Raw genomic sequence first — 26812 nt, forward strand, 5'->3', positions numbered from 1 at the left:
GGCGCACAGGGCACGTAGTGCCCTATTCGATCAGCCGGCCGGCGTCCATGCGCCAGCGTCGGGTGTGCCGCATGGTGTCGAGCATGCGGCGGTCGTGGGTGACCAACAGCAGTGTGCCGGTGAACGATTCCATGGCCTGCTCGAGTTGCTCGATCGCCGGCAGGTCCAGGTGGTTGGTGGGCTCGTCGAGCACCAGCAGGTTCACCCCGCGTGCCTGCAGCAGCGCCAGCGCCGCACGGGTGCGTTCACCCGGCGACAGCGACGACGCGGGCCGCAGCACGTGGTGCCCCTTGAGGCCGAACTTCGCGAGCAGGGTGCGGACGTCCGCCTCCGGCGAGTCGGGGATCTGCGCACCGAAGGCGTCGGCGAGCATCTCTTCGCCCTCGAACAGTCCACGTGCCTGGTCGATCTCGCCGACCTCCACGCCCGATCCCAGGGTGGCCGTGCCCTCGTCGGGGGTCAGCTTGCCGAGCATGACCTTCAGGAGTGTCGACTTCCCGGAGCCGTTCGGCCCGGTGACGAGAATCCGGTCGCCCCAATCGACTTGGGCGCTCACCGGTCCGAAGGTGAAGGTTTCACGTCGAACGACGGCGCCGCTCAACGTCGCGACCACGGCACCGCTGCGGGGTGCCGCGGCGATCTCCATGCGCAGCTCCCACTCCTTGCGTGGTTCCTCGACCACATCGAGCCGCTCGATGCGGCGCTGCGTCTGCCGAGCCTTCGCGGCCTGCTTCTCGGTGGACTCGGCGCGGGCCTTGCGGCCCATCTTGTCGGAGTCGCCGTTCTTGGCCTTGCGGCGGGCGTTGCGCACTCCGTGCTCGAGCCAGTTGCGCTGCATCTGGGCGCGGTCCTGCAGGGCCGAGAGGTTGCCCGCGTACTCGTCGTACGCCTCGCGCGCGTGCCGGCGCGCCACCTCGCGCTCCACCAGGTAGGCCTCGTACCCGCCGTCGTACACCGCGATCTGCTGCTGCGCGAGGTCCAGCTCGACGATTGCGGTCACGGTGCGCGCCAGGAACTCCCGGTCGTGACTCACCACGACCAGCGCGGTCCGGGTCTCGTCGACGAACCGCTCGAGCTGTTCGAGTCCGGGCAGGTCGAGGTCGTTGGTCGGCTCGTCCAGCAGCAGCACGTCGTACCGGGACAGCAGCAGCGACGCGAGTCCGGCGCGCGCGGCCTGACCGCCGGACAGGTCCGTCATGAGCGCGTCGCCGGTGACGTCGAGGCCGAGGTCGGTCAGCACCTGTTCGGCGCGCTCGGCGAGGTCGGCGCCGCCGAGGGCGAGCCAGCGCTCGAGGGCGGGGGAGTAGAGGTCGTCGCCGCCGTCCGCGAGCGACTCGGCGGCCGCATTCATCGTCTGTTCGGCGGCGGTGACGCCGGTCCGGCGGCCGAGGAACTCGAGGATCGTCTCGCCGGGAATGCGGTCGGGTTCCTGCGCCAGGTAGCCGACCGTCGCGTCGGGCGGGCTCAGCGTGATCGTGCCGTCGACGTCGGCGCTGCCGATCCCGGCCAGCGTCGTCAGCAGCGTCGACTTGCCGGCCCCGTTCGCGCCGACCAGTCCGATCACGTTGCCGGGCGCGACCGTGAGATCGAGATCCGAGAAGAGCATGCGCTCGCCTCGGGACGCGGAGAGGCCGGAGATGCGCAGGGTTGCAGTCACACGCAGATTATCCCCGGCGCGTCCGGCCGCTCCGCCCCGCGGTGTCAGTCGCGCGGAAGCCCGAGCAGTCGCTCGGCGACCAGCGACAGCAGGATCTGGGTGCTGCCACCCGCGATCGAGTTGGCCCGGGTGGTGAGGAACTCGCGCATGACGGGGCCCTCGAGCTGCCCTGCGTCGCCCGCCAGTTGGAGCTGGAACTCGGCGGCGGCCTGCCGCTCCCGCACGCCGACGATCTTCTGGATCGCGGACTCCGCGCCGGGCTGCCCGCCGGCCAGGCTGTCGAGCAGCGCCCGATGCGCCAGCAGGGCGTTCGACATCGCCTGCGCGATCAGGTAGCCCAGGCGGTCGACCACGAGGGGATCGTCGTTGCCCTCGGCGAGCGCGATCATCTCCTCCATGCGCGGGCCGAGGGTCGAACCGCCGCCCATCTGGACCCGCTCGTTCGCGAGGGTCGTGCGGGCCAGGCGCCAGCCGTCGTCGACCTGGCCCACGACGCAGTCGTCGGGGACGAAGACGTCGTCGAGGAACACCTCGTTGAACAGCGTCTCGCCGGTGATCTCCCGGAGCGGCCGCACGTCGATGCCCGGGGTCTTCATGTCGACCAGGAAGTACGTGATGCCCTTGTGCTTCGGGGCGTCCTTGTCGGTGCGGGCCAGGCAGATTGCCCAATCCGCCTGCACCGCCATGGAATTCCAGACCTTCTGGCCGCTGATTCGCCAGCCGCCGTCGACCCGGACCGCGGCGGTCGTCAACGACGCCAGGTCGGAACCGGCGCCGGGCTCGCTGAACAGCTGGCACCAGAGCAGCTCGCCGCGCAGCGTGGGCAGTGCGAACCGTTCGATCTGGGCGGGGTCGCCGCCCTGCAGGATCGTCGGCATCGCCCACCAGCCGATGATGAGATCCGGGCGCTCGACGCCGGCCCGCTGCAACTCCTGGTCGATCAGTACCTGCCGGGCCGCGTTCGCGCCCTGCCCGTACGGTGCCGGCCAGTGCGGCGCCAGGTACCCGGAGTCGGCGAGGGCGTGACGCCGGTCCTGCTCCGGCAGCGCGGCGAGCTGCTCGACGTCCCGGCGGACCGCGTCGCGATCGTTCTCGACGGCCCCCAGATCGACGCCGAGGTGGCGGCGTTCGCCGGCACGGACCAGTTCCGTCGTCCGTCGCCGCCACAGCGCGCTGCCACCGAGGAACTGCCGCAACGACAGCGCCCGCCGCAGGTAGAGGTGGGCGTCGTGCTCCCAGGTGAAGCCGATACCACCGAGCACCTGGATGCAGTCCTTGGCGTTGTCGACCGCGGCGTCGAGCGCGACGGCACCGGCGACGGCCGCGGTGATCGGCAGTTCCGAATCCTCGGCCGACGCGGCGTCCCACGCCACGATGCGGGCCTGCTCGGCGCGGCACAGCATCTCCGAGCACATGTGCTTGATCGCCTGGAAGCGTCCGATCGGGCGGCCGAACTGCTCGCGGATCTTCGCGTACTCCGACGCGATCTCGGTGGTGCGCCCGGCGATGCCGGCGGCCACCGAAGCCACCGCGGTGAGGTGCAGATCCTCGACCGCCTCGAAGGGGAGGTCGAGGCGCACCGCCGGGGTGGCGGCGCAGCGGACCCGGCCGGCCGGGGTGGACAGGTCGGCCGTGTTCGCGGCCTCCACCACCAGGCCGGCGGCGCCCGGGCGGATCAGCCACCACGACCGCGCGCCGTCGGACTCCGCCGCGGCGACGACCGCGGACTGCGCGCACGCCCCGGCCACCAACCCGAGGTCGCCGGAGACGGCGTCACCGGTCACCGACAATCGCGTCGCACCCGGGGAGGCGATCGCGACGGGGAGCGTCCCGGACATCAGTTCGTCCAGCAGATCCTGTGGTCCGTCGTGCGTGCCGAGCAGGTGGGCAACGGCGGCCGTCGGCGCGATCGGCCCCGGAATCATCTCGGCGCCCGCCTGTTCGAGCATCGCGGACAGGTCGACGAGGTCGCCACCCGCGCCGCCGCGGCTCTCGGGGACGGTGACCGCGAAGAGGCCCAGGTCGGCGACGGCGGGCCACAGGTCCAGCCACGAATCGGCCGCCGTGCCCCGCGTTGCCACGACCGGCTTCCCGGTGCGGCCGAGCGCTCGCACGGCGTCCTGGGCCGCGATCTGTTCCGGTGTCCTGGCGATACTCATGGTGTCCTCGCTGTGTTCGGGCGCTCGTGTCCGAGCGGATCGGTCTCACATTCGCAGTTCGACGGGATCGGCGACGGGCCAATTCCATTGGGTGGCATCTGCCTCCGGTCGGACTTTCGGAACCCTCGCGGACAAGGTGCGCTGCCCGTCCAGCGCGGTCACCGTCGAACCTCCTTGGTGCGCAAGCAAATCACCACCGACGATCAGAATAACGTGTTAGCTTGTAACGTAATGAACGAGAATCTACCCCGGCTCGGTCGCCCCCGCGACCCTGCCAAGGATCACGCCGTGCTGGTCGCTGCCCGGCGGCTGCTCGGCGAGGTCGGCTACCAGCAGACGACCATCAGCGCGATCGCTAGGCGCGCCAAGGTCAGCGCACCGGCCATCTATCGGCGGTGGCCGAACCGGGAGACGCTGCTCGAGGAGGCCGTCCACGGTCCTGGCCGACACGAATTCCCGGAATGGACGGACGACCTGCGGGCGGACCTCATGACGTGGACCCGAATCTTCCTGGCTCGGGCCGCGAGTCCGGCGGCTCGCGCCGGGATTCCGGGGCTGCTGGCCGACGCCACGACGGAGGCGGATCGTGCGCGTTTGCTGGCGTTGCAGGATCCGGTCCGGGAGGCGTTCTCCGCCCGTCTCGACCGCGCGGTGCGCGACGGGGAGATCCCCGGCCCGGTCTACGCGGCAACGCTTTTCGAGATCCTGACCGGCGCGACGTCCGTGCGGGGACTGACCCAGGGGAACGCGCAGGCAGACGAATTCGCCGAGTCCTTGGCCGGTGCGCTGTACGTCCTCGCAAGCCATGGGGCCGAGATGTCGGCCGTGAAGGAAGGGGATCGATCGTGAGGATCGACGTCCAGCTCGACGGGCGGCCGGAGAACGCCGCACAGCGGGCGCGAGAACTCGTCGACCTCGGCGTGGACGGGCTGTTCACGTTCGAGGGGCCGCACGACGTCTTCCTGCCGCTGGTGGCCGCCGCGGCCACAGTGGACGTCGATCTGATGACGAACGTCGCGATCGCACTGCCGCGCAGTCCGATGCACCTTGCGCACACCGCGTACGACCTGCAGACGTTGAGCCGTGGCCGGTTCCGGCTCGGCCTCGGGTCGCAGATCCGTCCGCACATCGAGAAGCGGTACGGGGCGCAGTGGTCGCGTCCCGCGGCCCGCATGCGCGAGACGGTACTGGCGATCAAGGCGATCTTCGATGCGTGGGAAGGGAATTCGCGACTGCGATTCGAGGGCGAGTTCACCACGCACACGCTGATGCCTCCGACCTTCGATCCTGGGCCCAACCCGTACGGCCCGCCGCCGATCTGCCTCGGCGCGCTCGGTCCGGTGATGACCCGCACCGCCGCCGAGGTGGCCGACGGACTGCTCGTGATGCCGTTCAACAGCGTCCGGCATTTCCGCGAGCGGACACTGCCGGCGGTGGAGGAGGGGCTGGCCCGCGGCGGTCGCACGGCGACGGACCTCGCGATCTACCCGCAGGTGATCGTCGGGGTCGGCCGCACCCCGGAGGAGCTGGCGGCGGCGTCGCGCGGTGTGCGCGGGCTGCTCGCGTTCTACGGTTCCACACCCGCATACCGGCCGGTCCTCGAGGTCGAGGGCTGGGAAGAACTGCAGCCGACGCTGAACGCGCTGTCCAAGCAGGGCGAGTACGCCGCAATGACGGACCTCATCGACGACAAGATGCTCGCCACGCTCGCGGTGCACGGCACGCCGGAGGAATGCGCCGCGGAGATCGTCGCGCGGTTCGGTGATCACGCCGACCGGGTCTGCTGCTACTTCCCCGGCTATCCCGTGCAGGGACAGCACATCGCGGAACTGGTCGCGGCGGTCAAGGCGCTGGCACCGTGAGCGACGTCCTGGTCGAGATCTGCGACGGCGTCGCGATCCTCACCCTCGACCGGCCGCGACAGCGCAACGCGTTCTCGGGCGAGATGGGACGCCGGCTGGGCGAGCTCTACCGCGAGCTCGACGCGAACGACGACGTGCGCGTCATCGTCCTGACCGGGACGCCTCCGGCGTTCTGTGCGGGCGCCGACCTGACGGCGGGACGCGACACCTTCGCCGCCCCGACGGACGACGGGTTCAGCGCATCGCCGGTGAAGCCGCCCGCGTTCGACCTCCGCAAGCCGGTGATCGCTGCCGTGAACGGCCACGCCATCGGGATCGGGCTCACGCTGGCGATGCAGGCGGACATCCGGATCGTGGCCGACGACGCCAAGTACGCGATCCCGCAGGTGCGGCGCGGCGTGGTCCCGGATGCGATGTCGCACTGGACCGTTCCCCGCGCCGCCGGTATGGCCGCGGCCGCCGAGATCCTCCTGACCGGCCGCACCTTCGATGGGCCGGAGGCGGTGCGGCTGGGCATCGCGAGTCGCAGCCTGCCCGCCGCGGAGGTGCTGCCGGCCGCGCTGGAGATGGCGCGCGACATCGCCACCAACGTCGCGCCGATGTCGGCGGCGCTGAGTAAACGCCTGCTGTGGGGCACCGCGCGGCACGGGTTCACCCCCGAGCAGGTGGCGAGGTACGAGACCGACCTGCACCACCGGGTCATGGGCAGCGCCGATGCCGCCGAGGGCGTGCGGGCCTTCCTCGACCGGCACGATCCCGAATGGTCCGCGAGCGTGTCCACCGACTGGAAGGAACTGCCTTGGGAATGAACGGATTCGGTCCCGATACCACCACCGACGACGTGATCGCCGGTGTCGACCTGAGCGGTCGGACGGCCCTGGTGACCGGCGTGACGAGCGGGCTCGGCGGGGAGACAGCCCGGGCGCTGACGGCGTCCGGTGCGGCGGTAATCCTCACGGCGCGCGACGGTGACGCCGCGGCCACCGTGGCCGACGAAATACGCGCGCAACTGCCAGACGCGGACCTGACCACCGTCGCATTGGATCTGGCCGACCTGTCCAGCGTCCGCGCTGCGGCCGAACGGATCGCAGCGCGACCGATCGACCTGCTGATCAACAATGCCGGGGTGATGTACACGCCGTTCGCGCGCACCGCGGACGGTTTCGAGTTGCAGTTCGGGACCAACCATCTCGGACACTTCTTGCTGACCACGTCGCTGATGCCGAACCTGCGATCGGCCGCGGAACGGTCGGGATCGGCCTCCCGGGTGGTGACCGTGTCGTCCGCCGCGCACCGCGCCCACGCCGTGGATCTCGTGGACCCGAACTTCCGCGACCGACCGTACGACAAATTCGTCGCGTACGCGCAGTCCAAGGCGGCCAACGTCCTGATGACCGTCGAGCTTCGGAACCGATACGGCGACAGCGGGATCCATGCATTCGCGGTGCACCCCGGGGTGTGTGCGACGGGGCTGTCCCGGCACATGTCCCGCGACGACTTCGCCGAGATGAAGCGGATGAGTGCCGACAAGCCGGGCCTGCTGGCGAATCTCAAGTCGATTCCGGCGGCGGCCGCCACGTCGGTGTGGGCGGCCACGGCCGCCCAGCTCTCGTCGTCCGGCGGTGGGTATCTCGCGGACTGTGGGATCGACCGGGCCGCCGACCACGCCGTCGACCCGGTGACCGCGGCCGCACTGTGGGAGCTGTCGGAGCAGCTCGTCGGACGCTGACCGCAGACCGGTTCGTGCCCACCCGACCGCGGGTGGCCACGAACCAGGTTGCCTTACTTTGATTCCGGCGGAAGCATCGCCTTCGAGGCGGCCTGCGCGGCCAGCAGCATCTCGGCGCGGTTGCCGCCGCTGCGCTTCTCGACCGCGACCTCGTTACCCTTGGCGACCACCACGGGGCCGTTCGCGAGGTTGGCGAGTGCCTGTGCCGCAACGTCCGCGGGCGCCGAGACATGCAGGCCGGGGATGTCCATGTTCAGGCCGGCGCGCGCCATCGCCGGGGTACGGGTGACACCGAGGACCATTTCCAGGACGTCGACGTCGTACTCGCGCATCTCGAGCCACAGGCCCTCGGCGAAGGTGCGGCAGAACGACTTCACGCCGGCGTAGATGCTGATCTGGGCGGAGCCGAGGAAGCCCGCCATCGAGCCGACCAGCAGCAGGCCGCCGCGGCGACGCTCCTTCATCGGCGCACCGAAGTGCTGGATCAGTTTGAGCTGGCTCGTGATGTTGAGGTCGATGACCTGCTGGAAACGGTCGAGGTCGCCGGTGACGAACTCGTGACCGTAGGTGTTGGCGCCGGCGTTGTAGACCAGCAGGCCCACCTCGAGGCCGTCGGTGACGGTGCGGATCTTGTCGAGTATGTCCGCCTGGGTGAGGTCCACCGACAGGGTGCGCACCTCGACGCCCTTCGCGCGCGCCTTCTCCGCCGTCACCTCGAGCGGCTCCGGCTTGCGTGCCAGCAGGACCAGGTTCAGGCCGGCCTCGGCGAGCTGAACGGCGAATTCCTCGCCGACGCCCTCGGAGCCGCCCGCGATGACGGCCCACGGTCCGTACTTGGCTGTGTCGATCATGTATCGATCCCCTCGTGTTCGATCCCGCTGTTCGGGAGTGCGCTGCCCGACCGGTGATCCGATCGGGTCGGGTGCTCCCGAGTATGGTGTGACGTGGATCGCAACACTGCAGCGATTCCACTGGCCGGGACTGGTTTTCGAGACACGGGTTCTCGAGGCCGAGGCTTACCCGAGGAGTTCGGAGATCGCCTGTAGATGTCGGCGCATCCGGTGCTGTGCGAGTGGTGCGTCACCCGCGACGATCGCGGCGACGATCGCCTCGTGCGCTTCGTGGGAAGCTGACGCGCGCTCCGCGGGGTCCACGTCTGGTTCGTCGGTGTTCCAGCTCTGTTGCACCATCTCCTCGTCGAGCTGGGTCAGGACCTCGACGAAGAGGCTGATCGCAGGATTGCCGGTGAGCTCCGCGATGACGCTGTGCAGGTTGCGGGCGTGGCCGAGTGTGACTCCTTCGGCGACGAGTTCCCGCTCGGTGGTCAGTGCCTCTGTCAGCTGGGCGATTCCGTCCTCGGTGAGTCGCTCCGCCGCGGAGACGACGCCGGCCAACTCGAGCGCCATGCGCGCCTCGAACAGCTGCTCGCGGGTGACCTCGGCGTGCCGCAGGTAGACGCGGGCGGCGTGGCGAACCACGCCGGGATCGGGCTCGGTCACCACCAGACCGCCGCCCGGGCCGCGTCGCATGCTGGCCATCTGATGGTGCTCGACCAGTCGAACCGCCTCCCGGAAGACCGCGCGACTGACGCCGTATCGCTCGATGAGCTCGGGCTCCGAGCCGAGGATCGTTCCGGTGCGCCAGCCGCCCGCGACGATGTCCTTCTCGATACGGGCTGCCACCATCTCGGCCAGCCGCCGGCCCCCGCGACCGCCGTTCGCCGTGCTGGTCTTCTGTCCAACTGCCATGCGGTGATGCTACCTGCCGGTGCGCGTTGAGTGCACCTATTAGTGGTCTCGACCGCCCAGGCTTGCGGATCGAAGATGAGTGAACTCAATAGATTGTGCGCCGATACGGGTTCAAACCGGCGATAGTCCGCCGGATGGTCTCCTGGTTAAGGACTATTCGGAGGTCGAGCATTCGGGCTCGAGGGTGCGGGTGGAGGCTTCCGAAGTCTCGACGGTTCATGTTGAGTGCACTATATTTCGATAATGCTCATCCAGAATGGCGATTCATGGGCGTGGGTGGTCGTCTCCCGATCACTCTGCAACTCCGCAAACAGTGAACTCTGTTGCGGCTCGAGCGCATCGATCTGAAAGGAGCCTCCCGATGAACGCAGAGGCGAGAACGACCGACCCCGCTGTAGTCCTCGCGAGCCTCGGCTTGCCCGTCAAGGGGGCGGTCTACGACCTGTCCTCCGGGTGGTGGCGACACATGCCGAACTTCGATGGGTACCCCAGATTCGAGGTGGTCACCTACAACTCGCCTGGCGGTCAGCGCATCGAGAGCCGGTTTCCGTTCGCGGACCCCGAGGTGAACGAGGTCGAGTTCGGCTACGTCTCCGAACTGATCTCCGGCAGTCTGCACACGGGAACCCATATCGACGCGTTGTGCCATGTGACGAAGGGGCCGAACGACGAGTGGCACGGGGGAGTCTCGGCGACCGATGGTGTCGGAAACTACGGCGCCACTCGCGGTGACGCGTCCGCGCTCGAGCCCATCGTCGGTCGCGGAGTCCTGCTGGACATCCCCGGGCTGCTCGACGTCGACGCGCTGCCGGCGGGGTTCGCGATCGGTGCCGACCATCTCGAGCGGGCCGCGACGCGGGCCGGGGTCGAGATCGGTGCCGGCGACACGGTGCTGGTCCGGACCGGACAGATGCGGTACTGGCCGGACGTCGACCGGATCGCGCGTGAGTGTGGCGGGAGTGGAGTCGACATCACCGGGGCCCTCTGGCTGGCCGAACGGGGTGTGCGGCACGTCGGTGCGGACACGATGTCGTTCGAGGTGCGACCGTCCACGGTCCCCGGCAACCCGCTTCCAGTGCACCTGTATCTGCTGCAGGAGAAGGGGATCCACATCATGGAGTGGGTCGACTGCGAGCAGTTGGCCGCCGACCGTGTGGCGAGTTTCCTTTTCATCGCCCTACCGCTGACCATTCGGGGCGGCACCGGTTCGCCGATCCGGCCGATCGCGATCGCATGACGCGGGAGAAGCCGGATCCCGCGGTCCGGCGAGCACGTCTGGGCAGGACCATGATCCTGATGCTCGACCGCGCGGCCAAGCGCAATGCCCTCGACGACGACGCGCGCCGCGAACTCGCAGCCGAACTGCGAGCTGCGGGCGCCGACACCGGAATCCGGGCGATCGTGCTCGTGGGTTCCGGCCAGTTCTTCTGTGCCGGCGGGGATGTGGCCGCGATGTCGACCGAACCGGATGCGCTGCGAGCGCGCATGGCGATTCTGGCCGAGTTGGTCCGCGCCATCGTGGATTCCCCCGTGCCGGTCGTCGCGGCGGTGGAGGGCGGCGCCTCCGGGCTGGGGTTGTCGCTCGCCGCGGCGTGCGATCACGTCGTGGCGGCCGAGAACGCCAGCTTGACCGCATCATTCGGACGCCTCGGGCTGGTGGGCGACACCGGACTGTTCTGGAGCTTGGTCGGTAGGGTCGGGCCGGCCCGGGCCCGCCGGTTGCTGCTCTTCGGCGACAGCATCGGTGCCCGCGAGGCGGCTTCCATCGGCCTCGTCGACGAGGTGACGCGGGTCGGCACGACGCTCGAGGTCGCGACGGCGCGGGCGACCCGCCTGGCCGAGGCGTCCCCGGCGGTGGTGACCGCGACGAGACGCATCCTGCGGAATCCCTGGCAGGATCTCGACTCCGTTCTGGCCGCGGAGACCGACACCCAGATCCCCCTGCTGGCGTCGAGCGATTTCGCCGAGGGTCGTCGCGCCTTCTTCGAACGCCGTGCGCCGGTGTTCGTCGGCGATCGACCGAATTGAGGAGAACCGAAACATGTTGCCATTGGGATCGTTCGACGGTCGTGTCGCGGTCGTCACCGGGGGAGGTTCCGGTGTCGGCGAGTCCATCGCGCGCGAGCTCGCCCGGTTGGGCGCAGCCGTCGCGCTGATCGGGCGCCGCCAGGAGCAGCTCGACGCCGTTGCGGCCGACATCAACTCGGCCGGAGGCTCCGGCATCGGGTTTGCGGCGGACGTGCGCAACCGGGACCGGGTGCAGGAGGTCGTCGACGCGGTGACCGCGCGCTTCGGCCACGTCGACCACCTCGTCAACTGCGCGGCAGGGAACTTCCGCGTCGCACCGGAGGACCTGACGCCGAAGGGCTGGCAGGCCGTCACCGGAATCGTGCTCGACGGCACCTGGAACTGCACACAGATTGTGGGGAAGGAACTGATCCAACGCGGGGGTGGCTCCATTCTCAGCATCGGCACCACGATGGCCGAGCACGGCAGCGCCACCACCATGCATTCGGCCAGCGCCAAGGCCGCGGTGCGCACCATGACGAAGTCGCTGGCAGCGGCCTGGGGCAGGTACGGGATCCGCGTCAATGTGCTGACCCCCGGAATCACCGACGACACCGCCGGCGCCCGAGTGCTGCACGCGACCCGCGACGACCATGACGAGGCGCTCGGGACGATTCCCGTCGGCAGGCTCGCGACGCGCGGCGAGGTAGCCCAGGCCGCGAGCTACCTGCTCAGCGACTACGCCGGGTACGTGACCGGAGCCGAACTGGTCATCGACGGCGGTCGCAGCCTCGGCAAGTACTGATCCGAACCTGGAAGGGGAGAACATCCGATGAGCGCTGTCGATGCGACCGTGGCCGAGCATCTGGCGAACGATGTACCGCTGAGCCCTCTGAGCTTCCTGCACAGAACCGCCGACATCAAAGGCGACGACATCGCCCTCACGACGGATGCGGGTGCGCAGATCTCGTGGTCCGGCCTGCTCGATCGATCGCAACGGCTCGCGTCCAACCTGGCGGCGCTCGGACTGGGGGCCGGGGACCGCGTCGCGGTGCTCGCCTTGAACGACGCGGCACTGCTCGAGGCGCACTACGGCGTTCCCGGTGCGGGATGCGAACTCGTCGCCCTCAACACCAGACTCGCGCCCGCCGAGTACGAGGATCTCCTTCGACGGTCCGACGCCAAGGTACTGATCGTGGATGCCGCCCTTGCCACGCGCGTCGAACAGGTGGTGCCCCGGCTGCGCGGGCTCCGTGCGGTGGTGACCGTGACGGACTCCGACGACCGCGAGGGCTACGAGCAGTGGTTGCGCTCGGCACCACCGATTCCGCTGCGACTGCCCCGGGACGAACGCGCCCCACTGGCGATCAACTTCACCTCCGGGACCACCGCGGGGCCGAAGGGTGCGGTGTACACCCACCGGGGCTGCTACCTCAACTCGCTGAGTCAGGTGGTCGCGACGGGGTTGCGCCCGGAGTCCCGATATCTGTGGACGCTGCCGATGTTCCATTGCAACGGTTGGTGTTTCACCTGGGCGGTGACCGCGATCGGTGCTCAGCACATCGCACTCCGGAAGGTCGACTCCACCCGCATCCTCGACCTCATCGCCAGGCACGGAGTCACGCACCTGTGCGGCGCGCCGGTGGTGCTCGGCGGGTTGGTCGAGGCGAGTCGTGCGAAGCCTGTGCGGTTCGACCGGAAGGTCGTCTTCGCGGTGGGTGGGGCGCCACCGTCGCCCACCGCGATCGAGGCGATGGCGGGGATGAGGGTCGAGATCATGCACCTCTACGGCATGACCGAGACCTACGGTCCCTCCCTGGTGTGCGAACCCCGCCCGGCGTGGGCCGACCTGAGCCCGCAGGAACTGGCGCGCCAGCTGTCCAGGCAGGGCGTGCGCACCGTGAGCGTCGAAGGGGTGCGGGTGGTCACGGCGGACCGGAGCGATGTTCCCGCCGACGGTCGGACCGTCGGCGAACTCGTGGTCCGCTCCAACACCGTCATGTCCCACTATCTCGACAATCCCGCAGCCACCGCCGAGGCGTTCGCCGGCGGTTGGTTGCACACCGGCGATGTCGCGGTGCGCCACCCCGACGGCTACATCGAGATCCACGACCGGATGAAGGACGTCATCATCAGCGGCGGCGAGAACGTCTCGTCGATCGAAGTCGAGAACTCGCTGACCGAACACCCTGCCGTCCTCGAGGCCGCGGTGGTCGCGAGGAACGACCCGAAATGGGGCGAGGTCCCGGTCGCCTTCGTCGCCCTGCGTGACGGTCGGGAGGTGACGGAGGATGAACTGATCGACTGGCTGCGAGCGCGGATCGCCCACTTCAAGGTACCCAAGACGGTGACGTTCGGCGAACTGCCGAAGACCGCGACCGGAAAGATCCGAAAAGCGGAACTGCGCGCCGCCGAATGACGCTCGCGCTCCGATGATCGAGCCGGCACCAGCGTCGTCCCGCCGCCTCGGAACACAGATGGCCCCCACCGAATCAGCGCGGTGGGGGCCATCTTCGGATCGGGAGAGCTAACGGACAGCCAGCGGGTTGATCGGGGACCCGACGCCGCGGGTGAACTTCAACGGCGCTCCGGCGTAGAAGAATTCGTAGACGCCGTCCGTCGCGCACGCCGCAGCGAGATCCTCCAGGTCGAGCATCTCGGCGAGTGTCATCCCCATGTCGCGGATCAACACCATGTGCAGCTCGAACATCGCTTCGGGGTTCTCACCCGGCATCACCTCGACGCCGAAGTTGTCCGAGCCGACCACCGCGACATCCCGTTCACGCAACCACGACGCACACGCCAACGCGAGCCCGGGCTCGCCCGCCATGAAGGCAGCGGCGTCACGTTCGGCGAGGAACTTTGCGCGCCAACCCGTTCGGATCAGCAGAATGTCGCCAGGACCGACTTCGACGCCCTGTGCCTCGGTGACCTGGTCGAGTTCGCCCGGCCCGATGGCCGTCCCGGCTTCGAGCCAGTCGAGGCCCCGGAAACGGGCGACGTCGAGCAGCACCCCACGGCCGGCGATGCCGCGCGCCTGAGTGTGGATTCCGCACTTGTCGGCGCCCTTCACGCTCAGCCCGGAGGCCGGATGACTGTTGTACAGCTGGTCGTCGTAGTGGACGTGGGCGAGCGAGTCGTACTGCGAGCCCGCCTGCAACGGCATGAAGACATAGTCGTCCGCATACTTGAATCCGCCGGGAAATACCTGCTCCTGCCCGTTCTCGGACATCAGGCGAATCGGGTTGATCCGATAGCCGCCGGGCTGAGGACCGCTCTCGTCGAGGGGAATTCCGAGATCGAAGACTTCGCCGGTTCGGACCAGTCCGGCTGCGGCCGCGACACGCTCGGGAGTGATGAGGTTCGTGGTCCCGCGCTCGTCCGCGGCGCCCCAGCGTCCCCAGTTGCTGAGTCGCCGGCCGAGTTCGCGCATGGTCGGAATGGAGGTGGTCATGGTGGCTCCTGTTCTGTGCGGCTGGAGGGTTCGGTCAGACGGTGGGCACCGGTCGTGGCGCTGTGCTGGGGATGTCACGATCCGACAGCGCGAGTGCGTGAATGGTTCGGGGCAGGGAGTACGCCGCGATCGCACCGACGAACGCCACGCCCGCCGACAGCACGAACACGAGCGTGATGCCGTCGTCGGTGTAGAAGGCGCGACCTTCCGAGACCAGCGCGATGTGGGAGTTGAGGATCGCGAAGGCAACGATCGGGACGATCGCCGACACCAGGCTCTGGGCGACGGCGACGATGCTGGCGGCAGTGGCCTGCAGCTGCGGGGCGACGGCCGCGATGATCAGATTGGGGATCGACGCGTAGATCAACCCCTGGCCGAGTCCGAAGAACCCGATGAACACCATGAGCAGCACCCTCTGGTCGTGCACCCCGGCCGAGGCCAGCGCGGCGACGGTCTCGATCACCAGGCCGGCCGCCATCAACTGGCGTGGACGCACACGGGGCACCAGCACGCCGACCACGATCCCGCCGATCATCGTCGCGGCCCCGAAGGGTGCCTGGAAGATCGCGAATCCCTTTGCCGTGACTCCGAACCCGTAGCCGAGTCCGAGGGCGGCCGGGGTCATGCACATCAGGGGGAGCACCAGCGAGTACACGACGCCCGCCCCGTAGCACGCGCCCGCTCCGATCGTGGTGAGCGCGACCGAACGCCTGCAGAGAATCCGCAGATCGATGAGCGGCTCCCGCACGACGCGTGCGGTCGTCAGCCACGTTCCGAGGAGGACCACACCGCCGACGAGGCATCCGAGCGTCGACGCCGACGACCAACCCCACTTGGGGCCGAAGCTCACGCCCACCAGCACTGCAGCGAGTCCCACGCTCAGCAGCGTCGCGCCGACGAGGTCGAGCCGTGAGCTGCTGCGGATCGAGGACTCGTCGGTCGTGAGCACGAGCAGCACCGCGAGCACCGACAGGCCGATGAGGGCGAACCAGAAGATGCTGCGGAATCCGAACCCGTCGATCAACCACCCCGCGAGGAACGGGGCCGCCACGGTGATGATTCCCATCCCGCTGGTCGCGATGCTCACCGCCATCGGAACGATGCGCTTCGGGTAGACGTCGCGGATGAGCGAGTAGCTCAGGAACAGACACGGGGTCAGCAAACCCGTCAACGCCCGGCCCGCGATGAGCAGCGGATACGTCGGTGCAAGTGCCGACAGGAGCGATCCCAGGGCCGCTCCCAGCGTGCAGGCCAGCAGGATCCGGCGCTTGCCGTGCATGTCGGCGAGCTTGCCGACGAGAGGGCAGGAGACGGCGCCCACCAGGAGGAAGGCCGTCAGCAACCACGCCGACTGGGTGGTCTGGAAGTGGGCGGCGATGTCGGGCAGCGCGATCGAGATCATCGTGTAGCTGACCGCGAGCATCTCGAGAAGCAGAATGATCGTGACGAGCGAGCCGATCAGTCGCGGCGTCCAGCCGCTCCGATCGGCGTCGGGGGCGGAGGACGAGATATCGGTGTTCATGGGCATGAGTCCGATCTGGAGGGGTGTGCCGAGTGCAGGACAGAGGGCCGCGTTCGGATCGCCGAACGTGCCACGGGTGAACCGAGCGTCACTACTGCAAACTGCGGCCGGCTCCACGGGCGCGACGTGGCCGATGGAGCCGGCCGGACAACCGCGTCCGAACACGACGAGTTGCCGGAAGATGCTGTCGGGCAGCATCGAAGAAGTTGAGGTGCCGTGCCCGTCGGGTGGCGACCGGGCCGTCAGATCGTTGCGGGGCGTTCCGTGTCGGCGAGGGCCGCGGCGCGCACCGCACGGCGATCCGGTTTGTTGTTGGGGGTCAGAGGAATCGAGTCCAGGAGTCGAACGGCCTTGGGGATCTTGAATCCGGCGAGGGAATCGCGGCAGTAGCGGCGAAGCGCATCGGTGGTGACGCCGGCACCCGGGACCGGCACGACGGCGACCTCGACCCGCTCGCCCCAGAACTCGTCCGGGATGCCGTAGACGATGGCGTCGGCGACACCGGGATGACCGAGCACGACCTCCTCGACCTCGCGCGGAAAGACGTTCTCGCCGCCGCTGATGATCATCTCCTTCCTACGGCCGGCGATGGACAACCAGCCGTCCTGCGTCCGCGTGGCCAGGTCGCCGAGATACACGCCGTCGGGGCGGAACGTCTCGGCCGTGGCCTGTGGTTGCCCGTAGTAGCCGCGGGTCTGCCAGGGGCACGACACGACGAGTTCGCCGATCTCGCCGGGCGCCACCTCGGCGCCGTCCTCGCCGACGACGCGGACCGTGACCCCGGGAAGGGGCCGTCCGACGCCGGCGAAACGTCCGGCTAGCAGGTCCTCGTGATCGAAGCCGATCACCGACCCGAGCTCGGTGGCGCCGAAACCTGCGCGGATGCGGGCATTGGGGAAGTCCTGCAACAGGTCTCGGACGAAGCTGCCGGTGGACGGCGCCGAGCCGTACCGGATGGCGGTGACGCCGCCCCGGTCGGTGGTGGCGAAGGACTCGTGTGCACTCAGGGCCGCGAACATCGTGGGTGCGCCCATGAGTCGGCTCGCTCCGTCGGCGATGGCGCGCAGTGCTGCTCCGGCGTCGAACCGTCGGTGGATCCACACCTCGCCTCCGGCGAAAAGCGCTGTCAGCAAGTTGGTTCCGAGTGTGATGTGGAAGAAGGGGGAGAAGCACAGCTCGACGTCGGTCGGGGTACGAGGATTGCCGTGGGCGCAGGTGTTCAGCCACAGCCACAGACTGCGATGGGTGTGGTAGGCGCCCTTCGGCGAGCCGGTGGTACCGCCGGTCGGAAAGATGATCGCCGGAGCGTTCTCGGGCACTGCAGGCAGTCCCGGGCCGCCGACATACAGGGGCATCAGGCGTCGGGGCAGCGCGGAGGTTGTCGTGGCCGACGTCAGCTCCACGACCCGGTGACCGGTTTCGCGGGCGAGATCGGCATTCGTCGGGTCCGCGACGACGACGCCGGGCTCCAATCGCTCGAGGTAGGACCGGGCTTCCCCAGCCGTGAGTCGGGTGTTGAGAGGTGCTGCCACCATGCCGGCAGCCATCGCTCCGAGGATCGTGATCACGTGTGGGATAGACGGTTCCATGGCGGTCACCACCCGGTCGCCCGGGCGGAGGCCGGTCTCCAGCAAACCCGCACCGACGCATTCCATGCCTTCGACGAGCTCGGCGAAGGAGATCTCGCCGTACTCGTCCCGGAGTGCTCTCCGGTGCGCCCCGTGCGGCTGTCGCCCCATGGCTCCGAGCCAGGACGGCAGCGTGAGTTCTCCGTGCACGCACATTCTCCTTCCGTCGCGGGCCGTCTCGGCAACCGCGCCCGACTGTGTTCAAGCGGTCTGACGCGGATTGAGTGTACCCATCTATGTCGATGTCGGGAAGATTGTTTTTCTAGTCGAGATCCGCTCCGGTCTTGTTGCCGAGCAAGTTCCGTGTCGGTAAAGCAAGATTAGGGACTGGTTTACGGGGATCGGCGCCCATCTCCCTCCAGACGGGAAGGCGGCTTGCCTGAGGCTGGATATTGAGTATACGGTTTTGTGGCATCGATTGAGGTCACTCTTCCGACGGCACCGGCGTGCGAGGCTTCGTGTTCCTCCGCGGTGGACCACTGACCCGCGTGCCGGCAGTCGACAACTGTTAGGAGCAATGTGGAGCGCAATCAGGACCTCCGATTCAGAGAATCTTCGAGCGGACACGACGGAGGTCGGTAGTGGAATTCGCATGGAGCGAGGAAGACGCGGCCTTTCGGGCCGATCTGGTCGACTACCTCGATGTCGAGTTGGCCGACGGATGGCATCGCGCGGACGGAACCGGACTGGGCAGCGCGGTGTACACCGACTTCTCCCGATCGTTCGTCCACAAACTCGCGGCGAAGGGGTGGCTCACGCCGCACTGGCCCGAGGAGTACGGCGGCGGTGGGCAGGGCGCCTGGCAACACTTCGTCCTCGGTGAGGAGATGTGGAAGCGGGGCGAACCGCGTGGCCCGCAGTACATGAACGTCAACTGGGTCGGCCCGGCGATCATCAAGTACGGCACCGAAGAGCAGAAGGAGACGTTGCTGCCACCGATCGCGCGTGGCGAAGTGTTCTGGTGCCAAGGGTTTTCGGAGCCGGAGGCGGGAACCGACCTGGCCTCGCTCAAGACCCGCGCGGTCCGCGAGGGCGACGACTACGTGATCAACGGGCAGAAGATCTGGACGTCCTACGCGAACGCCGCCGACTACTGTTTCCTGTTGGCGCGCACCGGCTCCACGGCGGACGGACGGGACGGAATCTCCGTCTTCCTGCTGCCGATGGACACTCCGGGGGTCGAGGTGCGCCGGATCGACTGCCTGGTGGGCGACCACTCGTTCAACGAAGTGTTCCTCACCGACGTGCGACTTCCGCGAACCGCGATGCTCGGCGAGGAGAACAACGGCTGGAACATCGTTCGTCGCACGCTTGCCTACGAGCGCGTCGGAGCCCCGCGTTACGCCCGCGCCGCGCTGGTGCTCGACGGGCTTGCCGAGTGGGCCCGGGACAGCGGCCGGTTGGCGGACCCCGGGATCGCCGAGCAGTTCGGTGAGGCTCGTGCGCTGTGCGAGGCGGCGCGGGTGCTCGTGTACCGGGTCATCGACGAACGCGCCAAGCAGAAGGAACCGTCGCCGCGGGCGTATCAGGCCCGAGCGGCGATGGTGCAGGCCGAACGGGCGGTCGGCAATCTGGCGCTCGACGTCATGGGAAGCGAAGCCCTGGTGGAGCATTCGCTCGGCGACGCCCAGTTCCGAAACTCCCTCGGTGCCGGAATCGCCGCCGGCAGCTACGAGGTCCAGCTCAATCTGATCTCCCGGCTCATCCTGGGAATGCCGAAGGAATAGACATGGATTTCGAACTCTCGGAAACTCAGCGTCCCGTCGTGGACGCGCTCGACTCGCTCCTCGGACGCCACGCCGGTGTGGAGCGCTGCCGAAAGCTCCGCACCGTCCAGGGGTACGACCACACCCTCGAACGGGAACTGCGGGTCGGTGGGTTCTTCGACCTGTTCGCCGAGGACAGCGTCGGCCCGCTCGGCGCGACGATGGCCGTCGAACGCGTCGGCGCGAACCTCGGCACCATCGCGGCCACCGCGCACCTGCTGGTGCTCCCGGCGCTCGGCCTGGAATCGGTCGTGGGACCGGTCGCGATGCTGCGGGAGGGCGACTCGGGCCCGGTCCGGTTCGGGGCCGAGGCCACGTCGGTGTTGGTTGCCGGCGACGATCGCTGCACGCTGACCGCGTCGGCGCCCGCGTCCGCGCTGCCGTCGGCGTACGGGTTCTCGTTGGGACGTGTCGAAACTGGCAGCGGAGAGGTGGTCACCGCGGCGACGGCCGCCACCATGCTCAACTGGTGGCGGGTGGGCCTGTCGGCCGAGGCGATCGGAATGATGCAGCAGGCGTTGGACATTGCCGTCCAGTACGCGAAGGACCGGCGCGCGTTCCAGCGGGCGATCGGCTCGTTCCAGGCTCTGCAGCACAGGTTGGCGGAGTTGACCGTGCTCGTCGAGGGAGCGCGCTGGCTCACATACGAGGCCGCCTTCCACGGCGCGTCCGACGAGGCGTCAGCGGTCGCCGCGGCGCACACGATGGCGACCCTGCACCGGCTCACCCGCGAGACGCATCAGATCATGGGGGCCATCGGGCTCACCCGCGAGCACGACCTGCACCTCTACACGCTGCGGCTGCAGGTGCTGCGGACCGAACTCGGCGGGCTACGCCGGCACCGGCGAGATCTCACCGCCGCCCGATGGGGCGCGTGCGCGTCATGACCCGGACGGCTGCGTTCACTCCGGACCAGCGGGCGTTGGCGGAGGCGGTGCGAGGCTACTGCCGCGCGAAGTGCACCGACGACGTCCAGCGCGCCGCGGCAGACCGGTTCCCGGCCGGCTTCTGGTCCGGGCTGGCCGACCTCGGGGTCTTCGCACTGGCGGACCCCGCTGAGGACGGCGGCTCCGGCGAGATCGTCGCGGCGAGTGTCGAACTCGGACGCGCGGTAGCGCCGGGGCCCGTCGCCGCGACCTTCTTCGCCGCGCACGCGTTGCCCGCGGACGAGGCCGGAGGGCTCGTCGCGGGAGCCGAACTCGTGTCGGTAGGCGTGCCCCCGCTCATGCCGTGGGCGGCGATCGCCGACGTGTTCGTCGAGTGGTGCGAGGACAAGGCATGGCTGGTGCGACGGGTCGGTGACGCCCAACCGGTGGAGACGCTGGGCGGCGAACCGTGGGCGCGGATTCGGGTGGAGCGGGACCGTCCCCTCGACCGCGTTCTCGACGCAGCCGACCTCTATCACCTCGCGCTGGCGGGATACGCCGTCGGCGCCGGGCGTCGGGTCCTGGACGTGGCGGTCGAACATGCGCGCACCCGAACACAATTCGGAAGGCGCATCGGCTCGTTCCAGGCGGTCGCGCACCCCCTGGTCGACGCGAGTCTCGGACTGGAGGCGGCCGAGAAGCTGTCGATCGTGGCAGCCCACGCCGTGGACCGTGGCGATGCCGGCGGCCTTGCCGCGGCGGCGCGCCTGTCCGCATCGCGCGCCGCGATGCACGCCGCGTACGTCGCGCACCAGACGTTGGGTGCGGTCGGGTATTCGACCGAGGGCCCGATCGGACACGTGACCCGACGTCTCCGCCAACTCACGTTGGTGACGGATTCGGAATCGGGACTCGCACAGCGAGTTCTGTCGACATTCTCCGCAGAGAGGTAGAGCGATGACCCAGCAAGTCGAGCAGGCAGTGACGTCGACGGCCCCCGAGGTGCTGTTCGAGAAGCGCGATCACATCGCCTACATCACCCTCAATCGCCCGCACAAGGGCAACTCGCTCACCGGGACGATGATGCCGGTGATGAAGGAAGTCTGGGGCGAGGTCCGCGACGATCCGTGGATCCGCGCGGCCATCGTGACGGGCGCCGGGGATCGGCACTTCTGTACGGGTGCCGACGTCGACGCGGTCGCGTCCCGGGGTGGGATGAGCACCGGCACCGGGCCGCTCACCGACGAGGTCTACTGGTCGCCCCGGCAGAACCGGGTGTGGAAGCCGGTGATCTGCGCCGCCAACGGACTCGTGGCGGGGGCGGGACTCCACTTCGTGGTGGACGCCGACATCGTCGTCGCGTCCGACACGGTCAGCTTCATGGACACCCACGTCAACGTCGGGCTGGTCGGGGCGATGGAGAACATCGGCCTGGCCAAGCGTCTGCCGCTGGGGACGGCGCTGCGGATGACCCTGATGGGGCGCGACTACCGGCTGCCGGCGCAGCGCGCCTACCAGCTGGGGCTGGTGGACGAACTGGTCGCGCCGGACCAGGTGATGGCCACCGCGGAGGAGATCGCGCACAGCATCGCCAGGAACTCTCCGGCCGCGGTGTCGCTGTCGCAGCAGGCGATCTGGAACTCGCTCGAGATGGGCTACACGCAGGCCTGCGAGTACGGCTGGGCGCTGCTGCGCATGCACTGGGGTCATCCGGATTCCAAGGAAGGCCCCCGCGCCTTCAGCGAACGCCGCGAGCCGCAGTGGACGACGGTCGCCCGACCGGAGGCCTGACATGGATTTCGGATACTCGCCGCAGGAAGAGGCGTTCCGGCGGGAGGTGCTCGGGCTCCTCGAACGGTTCCGGGGTGTCGACGGCTACTTCCACCGCGGGGTCGACGCCTGGAAATCGGTGAAGGAGGTCTACCGGGAACTGGGCGCGCGGGGATGGCTCTCGCTGTCGTGGCCGACCGAGTTCGGTGGCGGCGGGCTGCCGCCGGTCTACGAGTTCATCCTGTGGGACGAGATGGCCTATGCCCGCGTCGCACGGCCGCCGATGGGGCCGGGACTGGTGGCGAAGGCGTTGATGTCGCACGGGTCTCCCGAGCAGCTGGACCGCTACCTGCCGCCGCTGCGGGCGGGGACGCTGAACTTCTGCCTGGGCTACTCGGAGCCCGACGCCGGCTCCGATCTGGCGGCGGTGCGCACCCGGGCGACCCGGGCGGGTGACGTATACCGGATCGACGGCGCGAAGTGCTGGACGTCCAACGCACACTGGGCCGACAACATCTGGCTCCTCGCCCGCACCGGTGCCCCGGACAGCCGCTCCCGCGGGCTGAGCGTGTTCGTGGTTCCGCTCGACACGCCGGGCATCACCGTCTCGCCCATCCCGACGCTCGACGGCGGACGCCTGAACGAGGTCCGGTTCGACGATGTCGAGGTACCCGTTGCCAACCGGATCGGCGAGGAGAACGCCGGGTGGCAGGTCGTCGGGTCGGCACTCGCCGTCGAGCGGCACGTGCAGTTCCCTCCGAAACGGGTACGCCGTGACCTCGAGGACCTCATCGAGTGGGTCGAGTCCGCGGGGCTCGCCGACCGGCCCGCGGTGACGCAGCGGCTGTCCGAGTTGGCCGTCAAGGTGATGGAGGTCGAGGCACTCGCCCTCGCACTCCTCGGCGAGATCAGCAACGGCGAGCCGTCCGCGGTGGCCGCCGCGTACCACAAGCTCGCCGGCACCGTGCTGTGTCAGGACATCGCACGGGCCGCCATGGAGTTCGGATCACCCGAAGTTCTGGTGCGCGGCACGGACGTCGAATTCATGTGGCGCCAAGCGATCCTCGAGACCATAGGTGGTGGTACATCCGAGGTGATGCGCGGTGTGATCGCACGACAGGCACTGCAACTGGAAAGCAAGATCTGACGTTCCCGACCGAAGAGGCCCGATTGCGATGAACGAACCCCCTGTGACATACGAGGACCTGGCCGGTGACGGCGCGGGCGTGCGCGTGGTCCGGATCAACCGGCCGGCCAAGAGGAACGCGCTCGACCGTGCGACCAAGGAACTGCTCGCGGCCACGCTGGCGGAGTCCGACGCAGACCCGGCAGTGCGCGCGATCGTGCTGACGGGCGACCAGCGGTCCTTCGTGGCGGGCACCGACCTCGCCGAGATGGCGACCGTCACGCCCACCGACCACCTCGTGCTGAACACGGGACGGGTCTTCACCGTGCTCGACGAACTGGGTACTCCGGTGGTCGCCGCGGTCGAGGGCTATGCGTACGGCGGCGGCTGCGAACTCGCGATGGCGTGCGACTTCGTGGTGGCCGGGGCCTCGGCCACGTTCGGGCAGCCCGAAATCCGGGTGGGGCTGATTCCGGGCGCCGGTGGCCTGAGCCGGCTCGTCCAGCGAGCGGGGCGGGCGCGCGCACTGCGCATGGTGCTCACCGGCGAACCGATCGACGCCGTCGCTGCGCGGGAGGTCGGCATCGTCAGCGACATCGTCGACGACGGCCGTGCCGTCGAGGTCGCGGTGGAGTTGGCGACCGCCATCGCGGCGGCACCGCCGCTGAACGTGCGCGCGATCCGCAAGGTCGCCCGGCACGCCGAGGCGGCCACGCTGAACACCGCGATGGAGCTCGAGCGCACCACGTTCCAGTTGTTGTTCGACACCGCCGACCACTCCGAGGGAATCGAAGCGTTCCTGGGTAAGCGCGCCGCCGTCTACGAGGGGAAATGATGGGCACCAAAAGGATTCGCATCATCGGTGCGGGCGCGATGGGACGCGGCATCGCCCAGATCGCGGTGGTCGCCGGCTTCGCGGTGGAGCTGACCGACGTCTCCGACGACGCCGTGACCGCCGGGCTCGATTTCGTCGGGACCATGCTGCGCCGGTCCGTCGAGAAGGGCCAGCGCACCGCCCAGGAGGCCGACGCGGCACTCGCCCGTCTGGAGCGCGGGGCGAGCCCCACCGCGGCCGCCGACGACGTCGATCTCGTGATCGAGGCGGTCGTCGAGAACCTCGAGGTGAAGCAGGCACTGTTCGCGCAGCTGGAGAAGGCGGTTCCCGGCGCCGTCCTCGCCTCCAACACCAGCTCGTTACCGATCACGACCATCGCGTCGGCACTCCACGAGCCATCTCGACTGCTGGGCATGCACTTCTTCAATCCGGTGCCGCTGATGAAGTTGGTGGAGGTGATCCCCGGCCTGCGGACCGATCCGGACGCCGTTGCCACGGCGCTGCGGTTCGTCGAGGCGGTGGGGCACAGGCCCGTCGTCGCCACGGACACACCGGGATTCCTGGTGAACCACATCGGGCGGGCGCTGCCGACCGAGGCGCTGACCCTGCTGTCCGAGCAGGTGGCGTCCGAGGTCGACATCGACCGGATCGTCCGGGACACACTGGGCCTGAAGATGGGGCCGTTCGAGTTGATGGATCTGACGGGTCTGGACGTCTCGCACCCCGTCATGGAGATCGTCTCGTCCGGGTTCTACGGCGATCCGCGGCTGCGTCCGTCCGCGCTCGCGGCGGTGCGAGTCGCGGCCGGTCTGCTCGGGCGCAAGACCGGTGCCGGGTTCTACCGCTACGTCGATGGGCGGCAACAGGTTCCGCCGGAGCCGACGCTGAATCCGGACGCCGCGGCGACACGGATCTACGTGCACGACCATCCGGAGTTCGCGGCGGTGCTGCGGGCGGGTGGAGCCGACGTCGTCGACAAGCCCACCGCAGACTCGGTGACCGTCGTGCTGCCGGTCGGCGAACCGACCTACCGCACCGCGGCGCGAGCCGGTCTCGACGCTTCCCGAACAGTCGGCATCGACCCGCTGTCGATCGCCGGCACACGGCTCACCGTGACGGTGCCGGCGAGGCTCGATCCCGAGGCGGGCCGCGCGGCACTCGGTGTTCTCGCCGCGACAGGGCGCGCGGTCACCGTCACCGCCGACGGCCCGGCGCCGGTGGCCCAGCGCGTGCTCGCGAGCATCGTCAACCTCGCGTGCGCGATCGCCGAGCAGGGCATCGGCCGGCCCGACGACATCGACGTCGCGGCCCGATCGGGGCTCGGGTACCCCAGTGGCCCACTGGAACTGGGAGAGGCGCACGGGCCGACGGTCGTGCTGCGGATTCTCGACGGACTCCTCGACTACACCGACGATCCCCGCTACCGCGCGAGCCGATGGCTCCGGGAGCGCGCGGAGCAGGGAATGTCTCTGCGCGACAGCGGAACACGACCCGAACAACTCTTCGACTGAAGGATCTCGCGATGGACTTTTCGCTCTCCGACACCCAGCAGAGCATCAAGCGGATGGCCGCCGACTTCGTCGACGCGGAGATCGTCCCGCACATCAGGGACTGGGACCGCGCCGAGTCGGTCGACCGGAGCATCGTCGAGCGCCTCGGCGAGCTCGGCTTCCTCGGGCTGACGATCGACGAGGCGTACGGCGGCACCGACGTCGACATGCTGTCGTACGTCCTGGTGTGCGAGGAGCTCGGACGCGGCGACTCGTCGGTCCGCGGCATCGTCTCGGTCTCGCTGGGTCTGGTCACCAAGACCATCGACGCCTACGGCACCGACGCGCAGAAGCAGCAGTGGCTGCCTCGGCTGACCAGCGGCACCTCGCTCGGGTGCTTCGCGCTCACCGAGCCGGACAGCGGCTCGGACGCCGGTTCGCTGCGCACCAGGGCCCGCCGCGACGGCGACGGCTGGGTGATCGACGGCGAGAAGATGTTCATCACCAACGGCACCTGGGCGGACGTGGCGCTGGTCTTCGCCCGCACGTCCGACGACGGCAGTCGGGGAGTCACGGCGTTCCTGGTGCCGACCGACTCGATCGGCTTCGAGGCCAACGTCATCCACGGCAAGCTCGGGCTGCGGGGGCAGGCCACTGCCGGGCTGTCGTTCCAGGGCGTCCGGGTGCCCGACTCGGCGCGGCTCGGCGAGGTCGGGAAGGGCTTCGGGATCGCGCTGTCGGCGCTGGCGAAGGGCCGGATCTCGGTTGCCGCCGGCAGCGTCGGCGTGGCGCAGGCCGCCCTCGACGCGGCGGTGAAGTACTCGACCGAGCGCACCCAGTTCGGTGCCCCGATCGCGTCCAAGCAGCTGGTCCAGGAGCTGCTGGCCGACTCTGCGGTCGACATCGAATCGGCTCGGCTGCTCACCTGGCGGGCGGCGTCCCTGGTGGACCAGGGCGCCACCGCGAAGGAACTGACGCTGCCCTCGTCGATGGCCAAGCTCGCCGCCAGCGAGACCGCGGTCCGGGTGACGAACAACTGCCTGCAGGTCTTCGGCGGCTACGGCTTCATCGACGAGTACCCGATGGGCAAGTACCTGCGCGATGCGCGGGTACTCACCCTGTACGAGGGCACCAGCCAGGTCCAGAAGCTCATCATCGGACGCCAACTGACCGGACACGACGCGATGTGACCG

Annotated in this window: 23 protein-coding genes; 16 read left to right on the forward strand and 7 right to left on the reverse strand. The window is 69.1% G+C overall.

Annotated features, from left to right (window positions below; all coding sequences use genetic code 11):
• Nucleotides 1-22: 22 nt before the first annotated feature.
• Together ACQ5DX_RS02750 and ACQ5DX_RS02755 are read right to left on the reverse strand one after the other, a co-directional pair.
• Nucleotides 23-1657, reverse strand: a complete 1635-nt coding sequence (locus tag ACQ5DX_RS02750) for an ABC-F family ATP-binding cassette domain-containing protein (RefSeq protein WP_430331159.1) — start codon at nucleotides 1655-1657, stop codon at nucleotides 23-25.
• A gap of 44 nt (nucleotides 1658-1701) precedes the next feature.
• Nucleotides 1702-3816, reverse strand: coding sequence for an acyl-CoA dehydrogenase (locus tag ACQ5DX_RS02755; protein ID WP_430331160.1), 2115 nt, complete (start codon nucleotides 3814-3816; stop codon nucleotides 1702-1704).
• A gap of 231 nt (nucleotides 3817-4047) precedes the next feature.
• On the opposite strand from ACQ5DX_RS02755, the gene ACQ5DX_RS02760 reads away from it, so the two are divergent.
• From ACQ5DX_RS02760 to ACQ5DX_RS02775, 4 genes are read left to right on the forward strand one after another with little or no spacing between them, the layout of a single operon-like run.
• The gene (locus tag ACQ5DX_RS02760; protein WP_430331161.1) at nucleotides 4048-4665 is read left to right on the forward strand and encodes a TetR/AcrR family transcriptional regulator; all 618 of its coding nucleotides are present in this window, start codon (nucleotides 4048-4050) and stop codon (nucleotides 4663-4665) included.
• Nucleotides 4662-5678: a TIGR03617 family F420-dependent LLM class oxidoreductase gene (locus ACQ5DX_RS02765; protein ID WP_430331162.1), complete on the forward strand. Its 1017-nt coding sequence runs from the start codon at nucleotides 4662-4664 to the stop codon at nucleotides 5676-5678. Before ACQ5DX_RS02760 ends, ACQ5DX_RS02765 begins: the two co-directional genes overlap by 4 nt.
• Nucleotides 5675-6487, forward strand: coding sequence for an enoyl-CoA hydratase/isomerase family protein (locus tag ACQ5DX_RS02770; RefSeq protein WP_430331163.1), 813 nt, complete (start codon nucleotides 5675-5677; stop codon nucleotides 6485-6487). The genes ACQ5DX_RS02765 and ACQ5DX_RS02770 overlap by 4 nt, the downstream gene beginning before the upstream one ends.
• The gene (locus ACQ5DX_RS02775) at nucleotides 6484-7407 is read left to right on the forward strand and encodes an SDR family NAD(P)-dependent oxidoreductase (RefSeq protein ID WP_430331164.1); all 924 of its coding nucleotides are present in this window, start codon (nucleotides 6484-6486) and stop codon (nucleotides 7405-7407) included. Before ACQ5DX_RS02770 ends, ACQ5DX_RS02775 begins: the two co-directional genes overlap by 4 nt.
• A gap of 53 nt (nucleotides 7408-7460) precedes the next feature.
• Here the strand turns inward: ACQ5DX_RS02775 and ACQ5DX_RS02780 are convergent, their stop codons facing one another.
• Entirely contained in the window at nucleotides 7461-8258 is a 798-nt protein-coding gene (locus ACQ5DX_RS02780) for an SDR family NAD(P)-dependent oxidoreductase (protein ID WP_430331165.1), read from the reverse strand.
• A 165-nt stretch (nucleotides 8259-8423) separates the two neighbouring features.
• On the reverse strand, nucleotides 8424-9155 hold the full coding sequence (locus tag ACQ5DX_RS02785; RefSeq protein ID WP_430331166.1) for a FadR/GntR family transcriptional regulator: 732 nt from the start codon (nucleotides 9153-9155) through the stop codon (nucleotides 8424-8426).
• A 361-nt stretch (nucleotides 9156-9516) separates the two neighbouring features.
• Here ACQ5DX_RS02785 and ACQ5DX_RS02790 point away from each other — a divergent pair, with 361 nt between their 5' ends.
• Genes ACQ5DX_RS02790 through ACQ5DX_RS02805 form a run of 4 tightly spaced genes read left to right on the forward strand, consistent with a single transcriptional unit; the run spans nucleotide 9517 to nucleotide 13581 of the window.
• Complete coding sequence (locus ACQ5DX_RS02790) at nucleotides 9517-10392, forward strand: cyclase family protein (RefSeq protein WP_430331167.1); 876 nt, start codon at nucleotides 9517-9519, stop codon at nucleotides 10390-10392.
• Nucleotides 10389-11183: an enoyl-CoA hydratase/isomerase family protein gene (locus tag ACQ5DX_RS02795; RefSeq protein WP_430331168.1), complete on the forward strand. Its 795-nt coding sequence runs from the start codon at nucleotides 10389-10391 to the stop codon at nucleotides 11181-11183. Before ACQ5DX_RS02790 ends, ACQ5DX_RS02795 begins: the two co-directional genes overlap by 4 nt.
• Nucleotides 11184-11196: 13 nt before the next feature.
• Nucleotides 11197-11967 (forward strand): SDR family oxidoreductase, encoded by a 771-nt coding sequence (locus tag ACQ5DX_RS02800; RefSeq protein ID WP_430331169.1) that lies wholly within the window; start codon nucleotides 11197-11199, stop codon nucleotides 11965-11967.
• 27 nt (nucleotides 11968-11994) lie between these two features.
• Nucleotides 11995-13581: an AMP-binding protein gene (locus ACQ5DX_RS02805; RefSeq protein WP_430331170.1), complete on the forward strand. Its 1587-nt coding sequence runs from the start codon at nucleotides 11995-11997 to the stop codon at nucleotides 13579-13581.
• Nucleotides 13582-13689: 108 nt separating this feature from the next.
• On the opposite strand, the gene ACQ5DX_RS02810 is transcribed toward ACQ5DX_RS02805, so the two are convergent.
• The 3 genes from ACQ5DX_RS02810 to ACQ5DX_RS02820 form a co-directional block, all read right to left on the reverse strand.
• Nucleotides 13690-14616, reverse strand: a complete 927-nt coding sequence (locus ACQ5DX_RS02810) for a cyclase family protein (protein ID WP_430331171.1) — start codon at nucleotides 14614-14616, stop codon at nucleotides 13690-13692.
• A gap of 34 nt (nucleotides 14617-14650) precedes the next feature.
• Nucleotides 14651-16138, reverse strand: a complete 1488-nt coding sequence (locus ACQ5DX_RS02815) for an MFS transporter (RefSeq protein WP_430331172.1) — start codon at nucleotides 16136-16138, stop codon at nucleotides 14651-14653.
• Nucleotides 16139-16380: 242 nt separating this feature from the next.
• Nucleotides 16381-17916, reverse strand: coding sequence for a class I adenylate-forming enzyme family protein (locus tag ACQ5DX_RS02820; RefSeq protein WP_430331173.1), 1536 nt, complete (start codon nucleotides 17914-17916; stop codon nucleotides 16381-16383).
• A 431-nt stretch (nucleotides 17917-18347) separates the two neighbouring features.
• Here ACQ5DX_RS02820 and ACQ5DX_RS02825 point away from each other — a divergent pair, with 431 nt between their 5' ends.
• From ACQ5DX_RS02825 to ACQ5DX_RS02860, 8 genes are read left to right on the forward strand one after another with little or no spacing between them, the layout of a single operon-like run.
• Complete coding sequence (locus ACQ5DX_RS02825) at nucleotides 18348-19493, forward strand: acyl-CoA dehydrogenase family protein (RefSeq protein WP_430331174.1); 1146 nt, start codon at nucleotides 18348-18350, stop codon at nucleotides 19491-19493.
• Between the two features lie 2 nt (nucleotides 19494-19495).
• The gene (locus ACQ5DX_RS02830) at nucleotides 19496-20419 is read left to right on the forward strand and encodes an acyl-CoA dehydrogenase family protein (RefSeq protein ID WP_430331175.1); all 924 of its coding nucleotides are present in this window, start codon (nucleotides 19496-19498) and stop codon (nucleotides 20417-20419) included.
• A complete protein-coding gene (locus tag ACQ5DX_RS02835; RefSeq protein WP_430331176.1) occupies nucleotides 20416-21351 on the forward strand; it encodes an acyl-CoA dehydrogenase family protein in 936 nt (311 codons plus the stop codon). Before ACQ5DX_RS02830 ends, ACQ5DX_RS02835 begins: the two co-directional genes overlap by 4 nt.
• A gap of 4 nt (nucleotides 21352-21355) precedes the next feature.
• Nucleotides 21356-22189 (forward strand): enoyl-CoA hydratase/isomerase family protein, encoded by an 834-nt coding sequence (locus ACQ5DX_RS02840; RefSeq protein WP_430331177.1) that lies wholly within the window; start codon nucleotides 21356-21358, stop codon nucleotides 22187-22189.
• A gap of 1 nt (nucleotide 22190) precedes the next feature.
• The gene (locus ACQ5DX_RS02845) at nucleotides 22191-23315 is read left to right on the forward strand and encodes an acyl-CoA dehydrogenase family protein (RefSeq protein ID WP_430331178.1); all 1125 of its coding nucleotides are present in this window, start codon (nucleotides 22191-22193) and stop codon (nucleotides 23313-23315) included.
• Between the two features lie 28 nt (nucleotides 23316-23343).
• Nucleotides 23344-24129 carry an enoyl-CoA hydratase-related protein gene (locus ACQ5DX_RS02850; RefSeq protein WP_430331179.1) on the forward strand — a complete coding sequence of 262 codons (786 nt, stop codon included), beginning with the start codon at nucleotides 23344-23346 and terminating at the stop codon, nucleotides 24127-24129.
• Nucleotides 24126-25640: a 3-hydroxyacyl-CoA dehydrogenase gene (locus ACQ5DX_RS02855; protein ID WP_430331180.1), complete on the forward strand. Its 1515-nt coding sequence runs from the start codon at nucleotides 24126-24128 to the stop codon at nucleotides 25638-25640. The genes ACQ5DX_RS02850 and ACQ5DX_RS02855 overlap by 4 nt, the downstream gene beginning before the upstream one ends.
• Nucleotides 25641-25651: 11 nt before the next feature.
• Nucleotides 25652-26809: an acyl-CoA dehydrogenase family protein gene (locus tag ACQ5DX_RS02860; protein WP_430331181.1), complete on the forward strand. Its 1158-nt coding sequence runs from the start codon at nucleotides 25652-25654 to the stop codon at nucleotides 26807-26809.
• The last annotated feature ends 3 nt before the right edge of the window (nucleotides 26810-26812 follow it).

It is taken from the genome of Rhodococcus sp. ACT016 (assembly GCF_050477185.1).
Classification (GTDB): domain Bacteria; phylum Actinomycetota; class Actinomycetes; order Mycobacteriales; family Mycobacteriaceae; genus Prescottella.